Genomic DNA, 17,615 nt, shown 5'->3' with positions numbered 1-17,615 from the left:
GACTTCATCGCAACCAGGGAGTCGATCGATGATCCAATGCAAGCGTGTATACGAACCGGCGTCGCCCGCCGATGGCCGGCGCGTACTGGTGGACCGGCTGTGGCCGCGGGGCATCCGCAAGGAGGCCCTGGCCATGGACGACTGGCTGAAGGACGTGGCGCCCTCCAACGAGGTGCGCAAGCAGTTCTGCCACGATCCGGCACTCTTCGACAGCTTCCGCGAACACTACCGCGCCGAGTTGCAGGCGCACCCGGAACATTGGTGGGGCCTGCTCGACAGCGCTCGGGAGGGCACCCTGACGCTGCTCTACGGCGCCCACGACCAGCAGCACAACAATGCCGTGGTGCTGGCCGAGTTCCTCGAGGAGGAGCTGGACCGCCAGCAGCCGGGCAGTTCGCCGACCTGCTACGCCGACCGCCTCTCCTGAGAAATATCGCTTACCAGATGCGGTACACCTGGCCGGTCTGCGCGCCTTCCACGCTGCGTGCGTAACCCAGCGCGGCGTCCGCCGCCGGAACCGGCTTGAAGCCACGGAAGTAGGGCGCGTAGCCGGGCAGCGCCTCGCTGACCACGGTCGGGCTGACGGCGTTGATGCGCAGGCCGCGCGGCAACTCCAGGGCTGCGCCGCGGACGAAGCCCTCGACGGCGCAGTTGACCATGCTCGCCGAACTGCCGAAGCGGATCGGCTGCTCGGCGAGCACGCCGCTGGTGAGGGTGAAGGAGCCCCCGTCGTTGGCGTACTCGCGGCCGAGCAGTACCAGGTTGACCTGGCCCATCAGCTTGTCGCGCAGGCCGAGCTGGTATTGCGCCTCGCCCATTTCCTCCAGGGCGCCGAAGTGCACCTTGCCGACCGCGGCGACCAGCGCGTCGAAGCGACCGGTTTTCTCGAACAGGGCGCGAATGGAGTCTGAGTCGCTGATGTCGACCTGGAAATCGCCGCTGCTGTGGCCTACCCGGACGATCTCGTGGCGCTCGCCGAGTTCTTTGTCGATACCCTTGCCAAGGGTGCCGCTGGCGCCGATCAGGATGATTTTCATACAGGCCTCTCGTTGAGTGAAGGTGAGTGGTTTCCAGTGTAGAGTCGCTTTTGCCATGGATAATCCTGTCAATCGACAACCTACCGTTTTCATAGGGAAACAATCGTGAAGGACCTGGACGATCTCGCCGCCTTCGCCGTACTCCACGACCTGGGCAGTTTCACCCGCGCCGCCGAGCGTCTCGGTTGCAGCAAGGGCCAACTGTCGAAGCGCATTGGCGTCCTCGAGCAGAAGCTCGGCGTGACCCTCTTGCACCGCACCACCCGCCGTCTTTCGCTGACCGCCGCCGGCGCCGCGCTGCTGCCCGAGGCGCAGGCCTTGCTGGTGCAGGCCGAGCGCGCGCGGCAGGCTGTGGCGCGCCTGCAGGAGCGAGCGGAAGGACGGGTGCGGGTGACCCTCCCGGTCTCGCTGGGCGAGACCCTGTTCGATGCACTGCTGGAGGACTTCCAGGAACGCCATCCGCTGCTGCGCGTCGAGCTGGACCTGTACAACGGCCTGCGCGACCTAGTTGGTGAGGGCTTCGACCTGGCGATTCGCTCTGGGGTCGAGCAGGACGCCCGGCTGGTGGCGCGGCCGCTGTTCGTCCTGCAGGAAATCACCTGCGCCAGTCCCGCCTACCTGGCGCGACACGGCGAGCCGCAACGCCCGGCCGAGCTGGCCGAGCGCGAGTGCCTGCTGAACTCGCACTACAGCGGCCACGAGGAGTGGCTCTATCACCGCCACCATCGGCTGGAGCGGGTACGGGTTGCCGGCTTTCTCGCCAGCAACCACTACAGCCTGTTGAAGAAAGCCGCGCTGGCCGGCACCGGCATCGCCCGGCTGCCGTCATACATGGTCCACGACGAACTGGGCGACGGCCGCCTGGCCTGGTTGCTGCGCGACTACCAGACGCGCAGCACGCCGATGTTCCTCGTCCATCCGTTCCAGGGCGGCCTGCCGCGGCGCACCCAGGTACTCGCCGATTACCTGCTCGACTGGTTCGAGCGCAGCCGGCGACAATTGATCGGCCTGGAGGGTTGAACATTTCGCCGCGACGCGGCTCTATTGCACTCCGGGCCGCTTCCATGCGGCCTGAAGCTCATCGCGGGCACGTCGTTGCACAAGGAACGTGACGGAACGTGGCAGAATCCCGCACCGGACCGCTCGCGTGCGAGCGGACGCCATTCATCGAACGCTTGGATAGGGACATGCAAAGCAGCTTTCCGCAATCGAACACTCCCCAGATCCGTCGCGCTGGAGTCGACCTCAACGGCGTGATGTCGGTGCTCAGCAAGCACCTCTATTCCACGCCCACCGTGGCGTTGCGCGAGCTGGTGCAGAACGCCCACGACTCGATCCTCCGTCGCCGCCTGGAGCAGCCCGACTGGCAAGGGCCGTCGCGAATCGAGGTGATCGGCGACAGTGCCAGCAACACCGTGCGCATCGTCGACACCGGCGCCGGGCTCACCGAGCACGAAATCCACGCCTACCTGGCCACCGTCGGCGTCGGCTACACCCGCGGACTGCGCCAGTCCGGCCACGAGGACAGCGGGCTGATCGGCATGTTCGGCCTGGGCTTCCTCTCCGCTTTCGTCCTGGCCCGCCGGGTCAGCGTGCGGACCACGTCCTACCAGCAGCCGGAACTGGGCTTCTGCTACGTCTCCAGCAACGCCGAGCAATACAGCGTGACGCCGATGCCGGCGCGCCCGGTGGGTACCGAGATCACCCTCGAAATGCAGGACGAATACAGTGCGCTGACCCAGGCCGCGCGCCTGCGCGAGATCCTCGAACGCTACTGCGTGCTGCTGCGCGAGCCGATCCACGTCGGCGGCGACGCCCAGTCGATCAACCCGGAGCCGCCGCCGTGGCGGCTGGCCGCCGACGCCGCGCTGCACCCGCTGCAACGGCAGCGCCGCGACCTGGAGTTCGCCGCACGCTTCGAGCACGACTTCGAGCCGATCTGCTGCCTGCCGGTGCGCCCGGACGAGCGGGTCGACGTGCAGGGCCTGCTGTGGATTCAGGACGGCGGCACCTATGGCACCAGCGACAACCGCAATCTCTCGGTATTCCTTCGCGGCATGCTGCTCGACGATGACGCCCGCGACCTGCTGCCGTCCTGGGCCGGGTTCGTCGGCGGGGTGATCGAATCGAACCGCCTGACGCCCACCGCCAGCCGCGAGGACCTGCAGCGTGACGACCATTACGCGGCGATCCAGCATGCGCTGGCCGAGGCGCTGATCGCCGGGCTCGGCGAGGTGGCGCGGCAGCAGCCGGAGGCCTGGCGGCGGGTCCTGCTGCGGCACAACGAGGCCCTGCTGGGAGCGGCGTTGTGCGACGAGCGTCTGTTCGCGCTGATGATGGACAGCCTGCGCGTACCCACCTCCCAGGGCGACCTCCCGGCTTCCGAACTCCTTTCGCGCGGAGCGGTGCATGTGCTGCTGGACAACGACAGCGGCTTCGAGGAAATGCTGTTCCGTGCCATGGGCGTACCGGTGGCCCATGGCAATCGCTATGCGGTAGTACCCTTCCTCCGTCGCTGGGCGCAGGCCAAGGGGATGCGCCTGGTGGAGCTGGGCACCGAGCAGGGCAACCGCCAGTTGTTCCGCCTCGACCGACTGCCCGAGCGCGAGACCGGCTGGCTGGCCGAACACCTGGGCGGCGCCGAGGAGCAGCTGGTGATCGCCCGCTTCAGCCCCGAGGAATTGCCGCTTGTGGTGGTGCCTGACCGCGACGCCGAACTCAAGCGGCGACTGGAGGACGACGAGGCCGACAAGCGTATTTCCACCGCGGCGTTGCGCCTGGCCCGGCAGTTCACCCGCAAGCTCGACAATTGCCAGCCGAGCCGGCTCTACGTCAACCTCGACAATCCGGCGGTGCAGGCGCTGCTCGCGGCCGTCGGCGAGGAACGCGACGAAGCGGCCCATGCGGCGTTGCTGCTGCGCTCGTTCAAAGTGATCATCGCCGGACAGGGACGCGGCCAGCCCGCGACCTCGCTGAACCAGGCCCTGGCCGGACTCGCCGATTCGGTGAAGCGCCTGCTGGGGCAATAAGAAAATTCGCAACACGCCTGATGGAGACTGAAGCATATGGATATCTGGAACTGGGTGGAGAAGCTCCGCGCCGACCTGCGTGAGGCCGGCCAGGAGCAGAGTGCGCGGCTGATCGACGAACTCACCGCGTACGTCTGCGACCTCGAGGTGGAGCGCGCCGAGGCGCTGTTGCCGGAGGTCAAGGCGCTGAGCCGGACGTTGAACAACCCGTGGCTGGAAATCTTCGTCCGCCACTGGGAAATGCGTAACCGGGTCGGCAACCAACTGGAGGGTGAGACCGCCCTGGCCGACGCCGTTTCCCTGTTCGAACTGGCCAACCGCGACGACACCCAGGCCTGCCCGCAGTCGGTCTGCGTGACCCAGGACCTGGCGTCGTGCTACGCCAACGTCGACGGCCCGGGCTGGGTGGAGGAACGCATCGAGGTGTGCGACGAGACCCTGGCGCGGATCGACCCGACCTGGGCCTGCTTCCACTGTCTGAGCAACGAGAAGGCCGAGGCGCTGCTCGACGACGGGCGCGGCGAAGATGCCCTGGCCTTCCTGGCCGAACAGGAGAAGAAGATCCTCGCCGCCGGCGAGGAGGTATTCGACAGCCTCCTGGAGATGCGCGTGGCGATCCTGCTGAACCTGGGGCGCGCGGAACAGGCGCTGGCCCTGATCGGCGAGATGGAGGAGAAGGTCGAGGGCGCGGAGTGGAACAACATCAGCCAGCCGCGGCGTCTGTACAAGGCCCACGGCCTGGCGTTGCTGGGGCGCGACGAGGAGGCCCTGGAGGCGCTGCTGCCGTTCTCCGAGATTGCCCCGCGCTATCGTACGATCTGGCTGCGCGCCGTCTACCTGCTGCTGCAACGGACCCCTGAGCGCAACACCTGGGACTTCGGCGGGCGCCTGCAGCAGATGCTCGAACACTACTCGCAGAAGGGCGCGCACCGGGTGGTCATCGATGTTGCCAGCCAGGCCATCCGCCTCGCGTTGCAACGCGGTTCGGTATGGAGCGCCAGGCGCCACCTGGCGCTGGCCGAACAGCATGCTCAACAGTTGCAGCGCGATCGGGGCGCCAGCCAGTTGCTCGCCGGGTTGAGGGAGGAGATCGATGCCGCGCCGCAGCAGCAGGAGCTGCCGGTGCCGGCTGCGGAGTTGCTCGACTGGCTGGCTGCGCAGGGCAGCGAAGACGCGCCGCGCAACCCGGAGAAAGAAGTGCAGTGGCTGCTCCAGGCGCTGGCCGAGCGGCCCGACGACACCGCCTTGCGCGAAGTGGCCGCCTCGGCGCTACAGGCCTGCTCCGCCGACGACGAGGCCATCGACCTGCTCTGGGAGTACGTCGAGCGCCACACCGACGAGGAGCAGCAACTGGCCTACTACCTGCTCAATGCCTTGCTGGCCCGCGGCGAGTACGACCAGGTCAAGCGCCTCGGCCGGCTCTACGCCGACAGCGTGCCGCTGATCGCGCTGTGGAGCGAAGTCAAGCTGGCCGAGAAACTCAACGACTGGCCGGAGCTGGAGCGCGCCTGCCAATCGGTGCTGGAAATTTCTCCCGGCTCGCTGGGAGCCCACAGCCTGCTGGGTAAGGCGCTGATGGAGCAGGATCGCTTCGCCGAGGCGGCGCTGGCCTACCAGCGTCTGGCCGGCAAGCTGGAGGAGCCGCAGTCGGTGCAGTGGGACCAGATGACCGCCGCCAGCGCCGCGCGCGACTGGACGATGCTGCGCGAGGTCGCTGCCGGCATGGGCATGGAGTTCGCCGCCGGCGACGGACCGATCGAGGAAGACTGGGGCTGGGTGATCGTCCGCTACATCGAGGATGGCGAAGCGCTCGACTACTACGCCCGGCGCACCGGCCCGGTGACCGCGCGGGTCCTCGAGAACGCGCCGGGCAACCGCAGCCAGCGGGTCGGTGACTGGGTGGTGTTCGACGCCGGCCTGATCTATCCGGCTCCGGAAGATGAGGAGGAACGCAAGCGTTTCGTTCCCACCTATGCGGTGGTGCACGTCCTCGAGAGCGGTGGTTACTCGCCGAGCTGGCTGGTGGACGGCGTCTATCCGGGCGACGAGGCCTTCGACGCCTTCCGCGAAACGCTCGACGCGCGCGGCTGGAAGGTCTGGGTGCACAGCAACCGCGACTACCAGGTCACCGATGCCAGCAGCGGCGAGGAACTGCGGGCGATCTACTTCACCGTCGCGACACCCGCGCAGCAGGCGCCGCGCGACCTGCACCAGGCGTTGCAGGAGGCCACCGGGCAATGGCCGCACCGCATGTGCTGGCTGCGCCTGGCGGAAGCGGCGGAGGTCGACACCCAGCCGCACCTGGACGCTATCGAGCGCTACGGCCTGTAGCCGGTACGCCTCGGCATAAAAAACGGCCCGTGAGGGCCGTTTTCGTATGCGCTGAAGTCTCCGGCGGGACGGTGCTCAGCCGCCGAGGTAGGCGTCGCGCACCTTCGGGTTGGTCAGCAGGGCGGCGCCGGTGTCGTGCATGACGATCCGGCCGTTCTCCAGCACGTAGGCGCGATCGGCGAGCTTCAACGCCTGGTTGGCGTTCTGCTCGACGAGGAACACGGTGACGCCTTCGCGACGCAACTGTTCGATGATCTCGAAGATCTGCTGGATGATGATCGGCGCCAGGCCGAGCGAAGGTTCGTCCAACAGCAACAGCTTTGGCTTGCTCATCAGCGCGCGGCCGATGGCGAGCATCTGCTGTTCGCCGCCGGACATGGTCCCGGCGCGCTGTTCGTAGCGTTCCTTCAGGCGCGGGAAGAGTTCCAGCACCTTGTCCATCTGCACCTGGTAGTCGTCCTTGTCGGTGAAGAAGCCGCCCATCGCCAGGTTTTCTTCCACCGTCAGGCGGGAGAAGACCCGGCGGCCTTCCGGGACCACCGCGATGCTCTTGCGCATGATGGTGGAGGAGGGCAGGCCGACCAGTTCCTCGCCTTCGTAGCGGATGCTGCCGCTGGCCGCCTGCGGCGAGCCGCAGAGCGTCATCAGCAGGGTCGACTTGCCGGCGCCGTTGGCGCCGATCAGGGTGACGATCTCGCCCTTCTTCACTTCCACGCTGACGTCGTGCAGCGCCTGGATCTTGCCGTAGTAGGTGGAAACCTTGTCGAAACTCAGCATGCTCACGCTTCCCCCAGATAAGCCTTGATCACGTCCGGGTTGTCGCGGATCTGCTCCGGCGTCCCGTCGGCCAGGGGGGCGCCCTGGTTGATCACCACGATATGGTCGGAAATGCTCATCACCAGCTTCATGTCGTGCTCGATCAGCAATACCGTCACGTTGTGCTCGCTGCGCAGCTTGGCGATCAGCGCCTTGAGGTCGTCGGTCTCCTTCGGGTTGAGGCCGGCGGCCGGCTCGTCGAGCATGAGGATCCGCGGGCGGGTCATCATGCAGCGGGCGATCTCCAGGCGTCGCTGCTGGCCATAGGCGAGGGTGCCGGCGCTGCGGTTGGCGAACTCGGTAAGGTTGACTTCCTCCAGCCAGTGCGCGGCGTACTCCATGGCCTCGCGCTCGCTGCGGCGGAATGCCGGGGTCTTGAACAGGCCGGCGAGGAAGTTGGTGTTGAGGTGGCGGTGCTGGGCGACCAGCAGGTTCTCCACCGCGGTCATTTCCTTGAACAGGCGGACGTTCTGGAAGGTCCGCACCACGCCCTTGCGAGCGATCTTGTGACCGGGCAGGCCCTGGATCTCCTCGCCGTCGAGGCGGATCAGGCCGCCGGTGGGCTGGTAGAAGCCGGTCAGGCAGTTGAACACGGTGGTCTTGCCGGCGCCGTTCGGGCCGATCATCGAGACCACCTGCTTTTCCTCGACCTTCAGGTTGACGCCGTTGACGGCCAGCAGGCCGCCGAAGCGCATGGTCAGGCCGCTCACTTCGAGAATCGGTCGGCTCATGGCTTCAGCTCCAGGTGCGGGCGTTGCATCGGCAGCAGTCCCTGGGGACGCCAGATCATCATCACGATCATGGTCAGGCCGAAGATCAACATGCGGTATTCGTTGAACCCGCGCATTTCCTGGAGCAGCACCATCACCACCGCGGCGAGGATCACGCCGAGCTGCGAACCCATGCCGCCGAGTACGACGATCGCAAGGATCATCGCCGACTCGATGAAGGTGAAGGACTCAGGCGTCACCAGGCCCTGGCGGGCGGCGAAGAAGCTGCCGGCGAAACCGGCGAAGCTGGCGCCGATGGTGAAGGCGGAGAGCTTGACGATGGTCGGGTTGAGACCGAGAGCGCGGCAGGCCACTTCGTCCTCGCGCAGCGCTTCCCAGGCGCGACCGATCGGCATGCGCATCAGCCGGTTGATCACGAACAGGGCCAGCAGCACCAGCAGCAGGGCCACCACGTAGAGCAGGATGACCTTGTAGTTGGTGTTGTAGGCGATGCCGAAGAACTCGTGGAAGGTCTGCATGCCTTCCGGCGCGCGGCGTTCGAAGGTCAGGCCGAACAGGGTCGGCTTGGGGATCGAGCCGATGCCGTTGGGGCCGCCGGTGATCTCGGTCATGTTGCGCAGCAGGATGCGGATGATCTCGCCGAAGCCGAGGGTCACGATCGCCAGGTAGTCGCCGCGCAGGCGCAGCACCGGGAAGCCGAGGAGGAAGCCGAACAGCGCGGCCATCATCCCGGCGATCGGCAGGGCGGTCCAGAAGCCGAACCCGGCGTACTCGGCGAGCAGCGCGTAGGTGTAGGCACCTACCGCGTAGAAGCCGACGTAGCCGAGATCGAGCAGGCCGGCCAGGCCGACCACGATGTTCAGGCCGATGCCGAGCATCACGTAGATCAGGATCAGGGTGGCGATGTCCACCGCCCCGCGCGAGGCGAAGAACGGCCAGACGAAAGCCACCACGACCAGGGCGAGGACCGCCCAGCGCTGGGTCGATGGCAGGCTGAGGAAGTTCTTCAGGCCGCTGCCGTTGACCTTGTAGCCGACGCCGCGACCCAGCTTGAGCGGGATGCGGTCGCGGAACAGCTGCCAGACGAACATGGCCAGGGCGGCCGCGGCGATGGTCCAGAGGGTCTGCGCATCGGCGCCGAGGACCTCGAGCTTGATGCCGACGGTGCGCAGCTTCAGGCCTAGGATCGGATAGGACACCAGGATCACGAGGAGGGCGCTGAACAGCGCGCGCTTGAGGGACTGGCTCATACTTTTTCCACCTCCGGACGACCGAGGATGCCGGTAGGTCGGAACAGCAGCACCAGGATCAGCAGGCCGAAGGCCACCACGTCCTTGTACTGGTCGCCGAACACGTCGGCGCCGAAGGCTTCGGCGACGCCCAGCAGCAGGCCGCCGAGCATGGCGCCGGGGATGCTACCGATGCCGCCGAGCACCGCGGCGGTGAACGCCTTGATCCCGGCGAGGAAGCCGATCCCGGGGTTGATCACGCCGTACTGCATGCCCAGCAGCACCGCGGCGACGGCGGCCAGGGCGGCGCCGATGACGAAGGTGAGGGCGATGATGTTGTTGCTGTTGATACCCAGCAGGTTGGTCATCTTCAGGTCCTCGGCGCAGGCGCGGCAGGCGCGGCCCAGGCGGGAGCGGGAGATGAACAGGGTGAGGCCGAACATCACCAGGAAGGTGACGACGAAGATCAGGATCTGCATATAGGAGATCACCACGCCGTTCATGCTGCTTTCGCCGAACACGAAGTTGCCGGGCAGCAGGGTCGGGATGGCCTTTTCCTTGGAGTCCTGCGAGAGCATCACGGCGTTCTGCAGGAAGATCGACATGCCGATCGCGGAGATCAGCGGGATCAGGCGGTTGCCGCCGCGCAACGGGCGGTAGGCGACCCGCTCGATGCTGTAGCCGAAGGCACTGGTGACGATGATGCTGGCGGCGAATGCGGCGAGCATCATCAGCGGAACGCTGTCCAGCCCCATCATCGCCAGCAGGGTGATGGCGATGAAGGCGATGTACGAGCCGATCATGTACACCTCGCCGTGGGCGAAGTTGATCATGCCGATGATGCCGTAGACCATGGTGTAGCCGATCGCGATCAGCGCATAGGTGCTGCCGACGGTCAGGCCGTTAACCAATTGTTGTAGGTAATGATAAATCTCGGGCATGGGACTCTCTCGCTAAACGCCCGCCGTTGTACGGCAGGTAGACGTTCGGCTCGCGGGTGTGGGGCCGGAACGCTGCTGAGACCCGTCACGATCCGGCGCGCGGCGGGCCGGCGGGAGGCAGGGGAAAGCCGCGCTCCCGTCCACCAGGAGTGAACGCTGCCGGTCTTCGCCTGCCCTTGCCGGGCCGCCGCTCGCGGAATCATGCGGGTACTAAAACAAAGCCCACGGTGGGTGACGTGGGCTCCGTACTGCAACGATGCTTACTTGACCTCGGTCCGGGTGGCGTCCTTGTGCCACTCGTAGACGGTGAAGTCGAAGTTCTTCAGGTCGCCCTTCTCGTCGAACCCGAGGTTCCCGGTGGGAGTCTCGAAGGTGTTGGCGCGCAGGGCCTCGGCGACCTTCTCCGGATCGGCCTCGCCGGCTTTCTCGATGCCCTTGGCGATCACTGTGACCGCGGAGTAGGCGGGCAGGACGAAGATGCCGCTCGGATCCTGGTTCTTCGCCTTGAAGGCGTCGATCAGGGCCTTGTTCTTCGGATCCTGCTCGAAGGCGCGCGGCAGGGTCGCCAGCATGCCTTCCGAAGCGTCGCCGGCGATCGCGGTGATTTCGCTGTTGCCGACCCCTTCCGGGCCCATGAAGCGCGCGTCCAGCCCGGCCTGCTTGGCCTGGCGCAGCAGCAGGCCCATTTCTGGGTGGTAGCCGCCGAAGTAGACGAACTGCACGCCGGCTTTCTTCAGCTTGCTGATCAGCGCGTTGAAGTCCTTGTCGCCGGCGTTCAGGCCTTCGAAGACGGCAACCTTGATGCCGGCGTCTTCCACGGTCTTCTTCACCTCGGTGGCGATGCCTTCGCCGTACTGCTGCTTGTCGTGCAGTACCGCGATGGTCTTGTCCTTGTAGCGTTCGGCGATGAACTTGCCGGCCACCGGGCCCTGCATGTTGTCCAGGCCGATGGTGCGGAAGATCAGCTTGTAGCCGCGCGAGGTGATTTCCGGGGCGGTGGCCGACGGGGTGATCATCAGCACGCCTTCGTCTTCGTAGATGTCGGTGGCGGGTTGGGTGGAGCTGGAGCAGACATGGCCGACCACGAACTTGACGCCGTCGTTGACCACCTTGTTGGCGACCGCCACGGCCTGCTTGGGATCGCAGGCGTCGTCGTAGATCACGCCTTCGAGTTGCGCGCCGTTCACGCCGCCTGCCTTGTTGATCTGTTCGATTGCCATCAGCGCACCGGCGCGCTGCATGTCGCCGTACTGGGCTACCGGACCGGTGACCGGGCCAGCCAGGGCGATCTTGATGGTGTCGGCGGCCATGGAGTAGCTGGCGAACCCGGCAATGGCCATCGCGGCGAACAGGCGGGATAGACGCTGAGTACCCTTCTTCATAGTGCTCCACTCTTCTTGTGTGTTGTCATTGTTGTAGTCTCGCGGCCGCGGGGGCCGGAGGAGACCGGGTGATCGTCATGGACGGACCCCGGGAACTGTACCGGTACAGTGTAGAGCGGCGCTTCGTCGCTTGAAAAGCACGGCACGGCGAGCTCCCGTGAGTCGTGTCGCCTGGTTGACATAAACGTATAGAAAAACGGCGCGGACCTGCCTCACCTCCCTGGGCCCGGTTTCCCTTCGGCTGTCGTGGGCTACCGGCGGGCGTTATCATGGCGCCCATGCAATCCAGGTAGATCCCATGACAGAACAAACTAGCACCCTCTATGCCAAGCTGCTCGGCGAGACCGCGGTCATTTCCTGGGCCGAGCTGCAACCGTTTTTCGCCCGTGGCGCCTTGCTCCAGGTCGATGCCGCGCTGGACCTGGTGGAAGTCGCCGAGGCCCTGGCCGGGGACGACCGCGAGAAGGTCGCCGCCTGGCTTTCCGGCGGCGGCCTGAGCAAGGTCGGGGAGGATGCGGCCAAGGACTTCCTCGAACGCGACCCGACCCTCTGGGCGGTGGTGGTGGCGCCCTGGGTGGTCATTCAGGAACGCGCGGAAAAAGCGACGTTGCACTGATCCAGGGCGGTTTTCTTTCGCTCGACCCTGGCTAGACTGATTCCGATTCCCACCAGGAGATTCGTCATGTTCGAACCAGGCCACCTCCATCTGGTCAGCCTGCCCGGCCTCGACCAGCAGGACATCAATATCCATATCCGCTACGAGGTGCGGCAGAACGCCGAATCCGGCGCCTATGTGCACTTCGACATGGACGGCGAGATCGACGGCAAGCCGTTCAGCGACTCCTTCGAGCTGCCGCGCGATACCGCCTTCAACTTCGCCAGCGATGCCACGCGGGTCGCCCAGAAGCACGGCCTGCACCCGAAGTTCGGCGCGATCACCCGGGTGCACAAGGAATACGATGCGATGTTCGAGGATATTCGCGCCAAGCTGCATGCCCATCCCGGCGAACCGGTGGATCTCGAGCGGATCATTCGCCACGAGTGAGCCGTGTCCCCGGCGGCCGGAAGCATGGGAAAGGCCCGATATCGACGATATCGGGCCTTTTTTCGTTTGCCGGAGAGGCCGTTCCAGGGGCTTGCCACCCTTGCCGGCAAGCGGAAACGGCTTGCCGCTTGCCGCTTCCGGGTTGCTCTTAAATAAACTCAAGTTATTGAATATAAAGGTTTTTAATAATTTGGCACGGGCCTTGCTGAAGTGTTGGCGACGAAAGCCACACCGGCAAACAGGTTCGCAGCCATGAGCATCAGTTTCGACAGAGCACTCGGTATCCACCAGCAGGCCCTCAGCTTCCGCGCCCAGCGCGCCGAAGTGCTGGCCAACAACCTGGCCAACGCCGATACCCCGAACTACAAGGCTCGCGACCTGGACTTCGCCGCGGTTCTCGCCGAGCAGAAGGACAAGGCCGCCAAGGGTACCTTCGCCATCCGCACCACCAACGAGCGGCATATCGCCGCCGAAGGTTTCGGCATGGGCGAGGGCAGCCTGCAGTACCGCATCCCGGTCCAGCCGTCGATCGACCAGAACACTGTCGACGCCCAGATCGAGCAGGCCAACTACGCCGAGAACGCCATGCACTTCCAGGCGTCCTTCACCTTCCTCAACAGCAAATTCAAAGGGCTGGTCAGCGCCCTGCGTGGAGAGTAACCGCCATGTCCCTCGCCAGTGTCTTCAACATTGCCGGTAGCGGCATGAGCGCCCAGAGCACCCGCCTGAACACCGTGGCCAGCAACATCGCCAACGCCGAGACGGTTTCCTCCAGCGTCGACAAGACCTACCGCGCCCGCCATCCGGTGTTCTCCACCATGTTCCAGCAGGCCCAGGGCGACAGCGGCTCGCTGTTCGCCGACCAGGACAGCTCCGGCGCCGGCGTGCAGGTGCTGGGCATCGTCGAGGACCAGAGTTCGCTGATGCCGCGCTACGAGCCGAACCATCCGGCCGCGGATGCCAACGGCTACGTGTATTACCCCAATGTGAACGTGGTCGAGGAAATGGCCGACATGATTTCCGCCAGCCGTGCCTTCCAGACCAACGCGGAAATGATGAATACCGCCAAACAGATGATGCAGAAGGTCCTGACCCTGGGTCAGTGAGCGGAGTAGAGCATGAGCATCGATAACGTCAGCGGCACCAGCAGCAACACCGGCAACGTCAACGGCAGCAAGCGTGCCGCCGGCAGCGGCGCCACCGAGACCGGGCAGAGCGTCAAGGGCAGCAGCAACCTTGGCAAGGACGAATTCCTCAAGCTGCTGGTGGCCCAGTTGAAGAACCAGGACCCGATGTCGCCGCAGCAGAACGGCGAGTTCATCGCCCAACTGGCCCAGTTCAGCACCGTGGAAGGCGTGCAGTCGCTGAACAAGAGCATGGAGAGCATTCTCTCCAACTACCAGTCGTCGCAGGCCCTGCAAGCCTCGTCGCTGGTGGGGCGCAAGGTCATCGTGGCGACCGACAAGTCGGTGGTGGACACCAAGGACACCTTCAAGGCGTCCCTCAACCTGCCGGTCTCCAGCAGCAACGTATGGGTCAACGTCTACGACGACAAGGGCACCGTGGTCAATCGCATCAACCTCGGCCAGCAGGCTGCCGGCAGCGTCAGCTTCATGTGGGACGGCAAGGACAGCAGCGGCAACATCATGCCGCCGGGCACCTACAAGTTCGAGGCGCAGACCTCGATCGACGGCAAGACCTACGGGCTCCAGACCTACCTGCCGGCCAACGTCGACAGCGTCACCCTGGGGCAGAACGGCGGCGAGCTGATGCTCAACCTCGCAGGCCTGGGCAGCATCGCGCTGTCCAAAGTACAGATCATCGGCCAGTAAGCCGGCGTTTCCGGCAAGGAGCTATCCATGAGTTTCAACATCGGCCTGAGCGGCATCCAGGCGGCCTCCAGCGGCCTGAACGTCACCGGCAACAACATCGCCAACGCCGGCACCGTAGGCTTCAAGCAATCCCGCGCGGAGTTCGCCGACGTCTACGCCGCCTCGGTGCTGGGTTCGGGCAGCAACCCGCAGGGCAGCGGCGTGCTGCTCTCGGACGTCTCGCAGATGTTCAAGCAGGGCAACATCGACTCGACCAACAGCGTGCTGGACCTGGCCATCAACGGCAACGGCTTCTTCGTCACCAGCAACAACGGGGCGATCAGCTACACCCGCGCCGGCTACTTCAATACCGACAAGCAGGATTTCATCGTCGACAACAACGGCTACCGCCTGCAGGGCTATGCCGTCGGGCCGAACGGCCAGTTGCAGAACGGCGTGGTCACCGACCTCAAGGTCGAGCGCGCCAATCAGGCGCCGCAGGCCACCTCGAGCATCCAGCAGTCGTACAACCTCAACTCGACGCTGAAGCCGCCGACCGTGACGCCGTTCGATCCGTCCGACGCCGCTACCTACAACTCGTCCTCTTCGCTGGGCATCTATGACAGCCAGGGCAACTCCCACACCATGAGCCAGTTCTTCATCAAGAACGAGCCGGATCCGAATGCGACCCCGCCGATTCCGGAGAACAGCTGGACCATGAAAGTGCTGATCGACGGGGTCAATCCGCTCGACCCGTCGAACAAGACGCCGATGAGCTTCAACGTCACCTTCGACGCCAGCGGCCAGATGACCTCGGTACGGGCTCCGGACGGCAGCACCAGCGGGCCGGGCTTCAGCATCGACGCGACCACCAACGTGATCCAGTTCAGCCCGGCCACCGGCAATCCGCCGACTCCCGGCACCGGCTGGATTCCGGCGGCCTCGGACGGCAAGACCCCGCCGACCTACGCCTGGAATGGCGCGACCGGTGCCGCCAGCGGCATCTCCTTCGACATGCGCAAGACCACCCAGTACTCCACCGCGTTCGCCCAGAGCAACCCGATCCAGGACGGCTACACCACCGGTCAGCTGGCAGGCCTGGAAATCGACGACACCGGGGTGATCTTCGCCCGCTACACCAACGGCCAGTCCAAGGTGCAGGGCCAGGTGGTGCTGGCCAACTTCGCCAACATCCAGGGCCTGACGCCGATCGGCAAGACCTCCTGGGTGCAGTCCTCGGAGTCCGGCGAGCCGGCGGTCGGCGCGCCGCGCTCGGGCACCCTGGGGGCGTTGCAATCCGGCGCGCTGGAAGCGTCCAACGTGGACATCTCCAACGAACTGGTGAACCTCATCGTCCACCAGCGCAACTACCAGGCCAATGCCAAGACCATCCAGACCGAGGATGCGGTGACCCAGACCATCATCAACCTGCGCTGATGACGGCGTGCCGGTGCCGTCCGGGCACCGGCAAGGCCCTTGCCGCCAGCGGCAACCCCTGGCCAGGGGTTGCCCCCGAAGCCTCCGAAAGGAGGCTTTCTGTTTTATAAAATCCTTTTAAATCAATGTATTAATTGTTTTTTCGAATTCTGGCACGGTGCTTGCTGGATAACCTGCAAGAAAGCCCGGCGGATTGTGCCGGTGCCTGGAGGATTCGATGGACAAGATGCTGTACGTCTCCATGAGCGGGGCCAGCCAGAACACCCTGGCGATGCGTGCTCATGCCAACAACCTGGCGAACATCTCGACCAGCGGCTTTCGTCGCGACTTCGAGCAGGCGCGTTCGATGCAGGTGTTCGGCGACAGCTTCCCGGCGCGGGTATTCGCCATGAGCGAGCGGCCCGGTACCGATTTCAGCCATGGCAGCCTCCAGGAAACCGGCAACGAGCTGGACATCGCCATCGACGGCGACGGCTTCGTCGCGGTCCAGGCGCCGGATGGCAGCGAGGCCTACGTGCGTACCGCCGGCATGCATATCGACGCCCTCGGCATGCTGCGCACCGGCGACGGCTTGCCGGTGCTCGGCAACGGTGGGCCGATCGCCGTGCCGCCGGAGGAAAAGGTGGAGATCGGCCAGGACGGCACCATCAGCATCCGCGCCCTTGGCGAGAACCCCAACGTGGTCGCCGTGGTGGACCGGATCAAACTGGTCAACCCGAACCTGAAGCAGATGGAGAAGGGTACCGACGGCCTGCTGCACTACAAGCCGCAGCCGGGCGAGCAGGCGCCGCTGGCCGACGCCAACGTGAAGGTGGTCTCCGGTTTCCTGGAAAGCAGCAACGTGAACGCGGTGGAAGAGATGACCGCGATCCTCTCGCTGTCCCGTCAATTCGAGCTGCACGTGAAGATGATGCGCACCGCCGAGGACGATTCGGCGGCCATGGCGCGGGTTTTGCAAATCAGCTAATCACTTGAGCGTGGTGCCATAAAACCGGCACCCGAGGAGCACGACGATGTTATCGGCACTGTGGGTCAGCAAGACCGGTCTGTCCGCCCAGGACATGAACCTGACCACCATTTCCAACAACCTGGCCAACGTATCCACCACCGGCTTCAAGCGCGACCGCGCGGAGTTCCAGGACCTGCTGTACCAGATCCGGCGCCAGCCGGGCGGCCAGTCGACCCAGGACAGCGAGCTGCCTTCGGGCCTGCAACTGGGTACCGGTGTGCGCGTCGTCGGCACCCAGAAGATCTTCACCCCGGGCAGCCTGCAGACCACCGAGCAGCCGCTGGACATGGCGGTCAACGGGCGCGGCTTCTTCCAGGTCCTGCTGCCGGACGGCACCGTGTCCTACACCCGCGACGGCAGCTTCCACCTGAACTCCGACGGGCAGATCGTCACCTCCAACGGCTTCGCCCTGGAGCCAGCGATCGTGGTGCCCAACGAGACCCAGACCTTCACCGTCGGCCAGGACGGCACCGTCTCGGTGACCACCACCGGCAACGCCCAGCCGCAGGTGATCGGCAACATCCAGACCGCCGACTTCATCAACCCGGCCGGCCTGCAGGCCATCGGCAACAACCTGTTCCTGGAAACCGGCTCCAGCGGCGCGCCCCAGGTCGGTACGCCGGGTCTCAACGGCCTCGGCACGGTTGCCCAGAACACCCTGGAAAACTCCAACGTCAACGTGGTCGAGGAACTGGTGAACATGATCACCACCCAGCGCGCCTACGAGATGAACTCCAAGGTCATCTCCACCGCCGACCAGATGTTGTCCTTCGTCACCCAGAATCTTTGACGGGCCCTGACCGGGCCCTGGCTGTAC

Annotated in this window: 18 protein-coding genes; 12 read left to right on the top strand and 6 right to left on the bottom strand. The window is 65.4% G+C overall.

Going from position 1 to position 17,615, the window contains the following annotated elements:
• The first annotated feature begins 28 nt into the window (after nucleotides 1-28).
• The gene (locus ACI766_RS20500) at nucleotides 29-427 is read left to right on the top strand and encodes a DUF488 domain-containing protein (RefSeq protein ID WP_003116310.1); all 399 of its coding nucleotides are present in this window, start codon (nucleotides 29-31) and stop codon (nucleotides 425-427) included.
• 10 nt (nucleotides 428-437) lie between these two features.
• Here the strand turns inward: ACI766_RS20500 and ACI766_RS20495 are convergent, their stop codons facing one another.
• Nucleotides 438-1,037: a short chain dehydrogenase gene (locus ACI766_RS20495; protein WP_003112511.1), complete on the bottom strand. Its 600-nt coding sequence runs from the start codon at nucleotides 1,035-1,037 to the stop codon at nucleotides 438-440.
• Between the two features lie 105 nt (nucleotides 1,038-1,142).
• On the opposite strand from ACI766_RS20495, the gene ACI766_RS20490 reads away from it, so the two are divergent.
• The 3 genes from ACI766_RS20490 to ACI766_RS20480 all read left to right on the top strand — a co-directional run bounded on the left by ACI766_RS20490 (nucleotide 1,143) and on the right by ACI766_RS20480 (nucleotide 6,397).
• Nucleotides 1,143-2,057, top strand: a complete 915-nt coding sequence (locus tag ACI766_RS20490) for a LysR family transcriptional regulator (protein ID WP_003082110.1) — start codon at nucleotides 1,143-1,145, stop codon at nucleotides 2,055-2,057.
• Between the two features lie 98 nt (nucleotides 2,058-2,155).
• Entirely contained in the window at nucleotides 2,156-4,066 is a 1,911-nt protein-coding gene (locus ACI766_RS20485; RefSeq protein WP_073647914.1) for an ATP-binding protein, read from the top strand.
• A gap of 36 nt (nucleotides 4,067-4,102) precedes the next feature.
• Nucleotides 4,103-6,397 carry a hypothetical protein gene (locus ACI766_RS20480; RefSeq protein ID WP_003082116.1) on the top strand — a complete coding sequence of 765 codons (2,295 nt, stop codon included), beginning with the start codon at nucleotides 4,103-4,105 and terminating at the stop codon, nucleotides 6,395-6,397.
• 75 nt (nucleotides 6,398-6,472) lie between these two features.
• On the opposite strand, the gene ACI766_RS20475 is transcribed toward ACI766_RS20480, so the two are convergent.
• From ACI766_RS20475 to ACI766_RS20455, 5 genes are all read right to left on the bottom strand, one after another.
• Nucleotides 6,473-7,174: an ABC transporter ATP-binding protein gene (locus ACI766_RS20475; protein ID WP_003086389.1), complete on the bottom strand. Its 702-nt coding sequence runs from the start codon at nucleotides 7,172-7,174 to the stop codon at nucleotides 6,473-6,475.
• Nucleotides 7,175-7,176: 2 nt separating this feature from the next.
• The gene (gene livG / locus ACI766_RS20470) at nucleotides 7,177-7,944 is read right to left on the bottom strand and encodes a high-affinity branched-chain amino acid ABC transporter ATP-binding protein LivG (protein ID WP_003082125.1); all 768 of its coding nucleotides are present in this window, start codon (nucleotides 7,942-7,944) and stop codon (nucleotides 7,177-7,179) included.
• Nucleotides 7,941-9,194 (bottom strand): high-affinity branched-chain amino acid ABC transporter permease LivM, encoded by a 1,254-nt coding sequence (locus tag ACI766_RS20465; RefSeq protein ID WP_003082131.1) that lies wholly within the window; start codon nucleotides 9,192-9,194, stop codon nucleotides 7,941-7,943. Before ACI766_RS20465 ends, livG begins: the two co-directional genes overlap by 4 nt.
• A complete protein-coding gene (gene livH, locus ACI766_RS20460; RefSeq protein WP_003086391.1) occupies nucleotides 9,191-10,114 on the bottom strand; it encodes a high-affinity branched-chain amino acid ABC transporter permease LivH in 924 nt (307 codons plus the stop codon). The genes ACI766_RS20465 and livH overlap by 4 nt, the downstream gene beginning before the upstream one ends.
• Nucleotides 10,115-10,374: 260 nt before the next feature.
• Nucleotides 10,375-11,496 carry a branched-chain amino acid ABC transporter substrate-binding protein gene (locus ACI766_RS20455; RefSeq protein ID WP_003082136.1) on the bottom strand — a complete coding sequence of 374 codons (1,122 nt, stop codon included), beginning with the start codon at nucleotides 11,494-11,496 and terminating at the stop codon, nucleotides 10,375-10,377.
• Between the two features lie 298 nt (nucleotides 11,497-11,794).
• Here ACI766_RS20455 and ACI766_RS20450 point away from each other — a divergent pair, with 298 nt between their 5' ends.
• The 8 genes from ACI766_RS20450 (at nucleotide 11,795) to flgG (ending at nucleotide 17,588) form a co-directional block, all read left to right on the top strand.
• On the top strand, nucleotides 11,795-12,112 hold the full coding sequence (locus ACI766_RS20450; RefSeq protein ID WP_003086400.1) for a DUF2288 domain-containing protein: 318 nt from the start codon (nucleotides 11,795-11,797) through the stop codon (nucleotides 12,110-12,112).
• 66 nt (nucleotides 12,113-12,178) lie between these two features.
• Nucleotides 12,179-12,541 carry a DUF5064 family protein gene (locus tag ACI766_RS20445; protein WP_003082140.1) on the top strand — a complete coding sequence of 121 codons (363 nt, stop codon included), beginning with the start codon at nucleotides 12,179-12,181 and terminating at the stop codon, nucleotides 12,539-12,541.
• 252 nt (nucleotides 12,542-12,793) lie between these two features.
• On the top strand, nucleotides 12,794-13,201 hold the full coding sequence (gene flgB, locus ACI766_RS20440) for a flagellar basal body rod protein FlgB (protein WP_003120614.1): 408 nt from the start codon (nucleotides 12,794-12,796) through the stop codon (nucleotides 13,199-13,201).
• 5 nt (nucleotides 13,202-13,206) lie between these two features.
• Nucleotides 13,207-13,647 (top strand): flagellar basal body rod protein FlgC, encoded by a 441-nt coding sequence (flgC, locus tag ACI766_RS20435; RefSeq protein ID WP_003082150.1) that lies wholly within the window; start codon nucleotides 13,207-13,209, stop codon nucleotides 13,645-13,647.
• Nucleotides 13,648-13,659: 12 nt separating this feature from the next.
• Nucleotides 13,660-14,373 (top strand): flagellar hook assembly protein FlgD, encoded by a 714-nt coding sequence (gene flgD / locus ACI766_RS20430; protein WP_003082153.1) that lies wholly within the window; start codon nucleotides 13,660-13,662, stop codon nucleotides 14,371-14,373.
• Nucleotides 14,374-14,400: 27 nt separating this feature from the next.
• A complete protein-coding gene (gene flgE, locus ACI766_RS20425; protein WP_003082154.1) occupies nucleotides 14,401-15,789 on the top strand; it encodes a flagellar hook protein FlgE in 1,389 nt (462 codons plus the stop codon).
• Between the two features lie 217 nt (nucleotides 15,790-16,006).
• Entirely contained in the window at nucleotides 16,007-16,756 is a 750-nt protein-coding gene (flgF, locus tag ACI766_RS20420; RefSeq protein WP_003082159.1) for a flagellar basal-body rod protein FlgF, read from the top strand.
• A gap of 46 nt (nucleotides 16,757-16,802) precedes the next feature.
• Nucleotides 16,803-17,588: a flagellar basal-body rod protein FlgG gene (gene flgG / locus ACI766_RS20415; RefSeq protein ID WP_003082164.1), complete on the top strand. Its 786-nt coding sequence runs from the start codon at nucleotides 16,803-16,805 to the stop codon at nucleotides 17,586-17,588.
• Nucleotides 17,589-17,615 lie beyond the last annotated feature (27 nt).

The organism is Pseudomonas sp. DL (assembly GCF_047199225.1).
In the GTDB taxonomy this organism is placed as follows: domain Bacteria; phylum Pseudomonadota; class Gammaproteobacteria; order Pseudomonadales; family Pseudomonadaceae; genus Pseudomonas; species Pseudomonas aeruginosa.
Note: the sequence above shows the minus strand (reverse complement) of the source record. Positions and strands in the feature narration are given on the sequence as shown.

Bases quoted from the DNA above. Each gene is read 5' to 3' on its own strand.
- ACI766_RS20500 (WP_003116310.1), top strand. From the start codon at position 29: ATGATCCAATGCAAGCGTGTATACGAACCGGCGTCGCCCGCCGATGGC.
- ACI766_RS20495 (WP_003112511.1), bottom strand. From the start codon at position 1,037: ATGAAAATCATCCTGATCGGCGCCAGCGGCACCCTTGGCAAGGGTATC.
- ACI766_RS20480 (WP_003082116.1), top strand. From the start codon at position 4,103: ATGGATATCTGGAACTGGGTGGAGAAGCTCCGCGCCGACCTGCGTGAG.
- ACI766_RS20475 (WP_003086389.1), bottom strand. From the start codon at position 7,174: ATGCTGAGTTTCGACAAGGTTTCCACCTACTACGGCAAGATCCAGGCG.
- livG (WP_003082125.1), bottom strand. From the start codon at position 7,944: ATGAGCCGACCGATTCTCGAAGTGAGCGGCCTGACCATGCGCTTCGGC.
- ACI766_RS20465 (WP_003082131.1), bottom strand. From the start codon at position 9,194: ATGAGCCAGTCCCTCAAGCGCGCGCTGTTCAGCGCCCTCCTCGTGATC.
- livH (WP_003086391.1), bottom strand. From the start codon at position 10,114: ATGCCCGAGATTTATCATTACCTACAACAATTGGTTAACGGCCTGACC.
- ACI766_RS20455 (WP_003082136.1), bottom strand. From the start codon at position 11,496: ATGAAGAAGGGTACTCAGCGTCTATCCCGCCTGTTCGCCGCGATGGCC.
- ACI766_RS20450 (WP_003086400.1), top strand. From the start codon at position 11,795: ATGACAGAACAAACTAGCACCCTCTATGCCAAGCTGCTCGGCGAGACC.
- ACI766_RS20445 (WP_003082140.1), top strand. From the start codon at position 12,179: ATGTTCGAACCAGGCCACCTCCATCTGGTCAGCCTGCCCGGCCTCGAC.
- flgB (WP_003120614.1), top strand. From the start codon at position 12,794: ATGAGCATCAGTTTCGACAGAGCACTCGGTATCCACCAGCAGGCCCTC.
- flgC (WP_003082150.1), top strand. From the start codon at position 13,207: ATGTCCCTCGCCAGTGTCTTCAACATTGCCGGTAGCGGCATGAGCGCC.
- flgD (WP_003082153.1), top strand. From the start codon at position 13,660: ATGAGCATCGATAACGTCAGCGGCACCAGCAGCAACACCGGCAACGTC.
- flgE (WP_003082154.1), top strand. From the start codon at position 14,401: ATGAGTTTCAACATCGGCCTGAGCGGCATCCAGGCGGCCTCCAGCGGC.
- flgF (WP_003082159.1), top strand. From the start codon at position 16,007: ATGGACAAGATGCTGTACGTCTCCATGAGCGGGGCCAGCCAGAACACC.
- flgG (WP_003082164.1), top strand. From the start codon at position 16,803: ATGTTATCGGCACTGTGGGTCAGCAAGACCGGTCTGTCCGCCCAGGAC.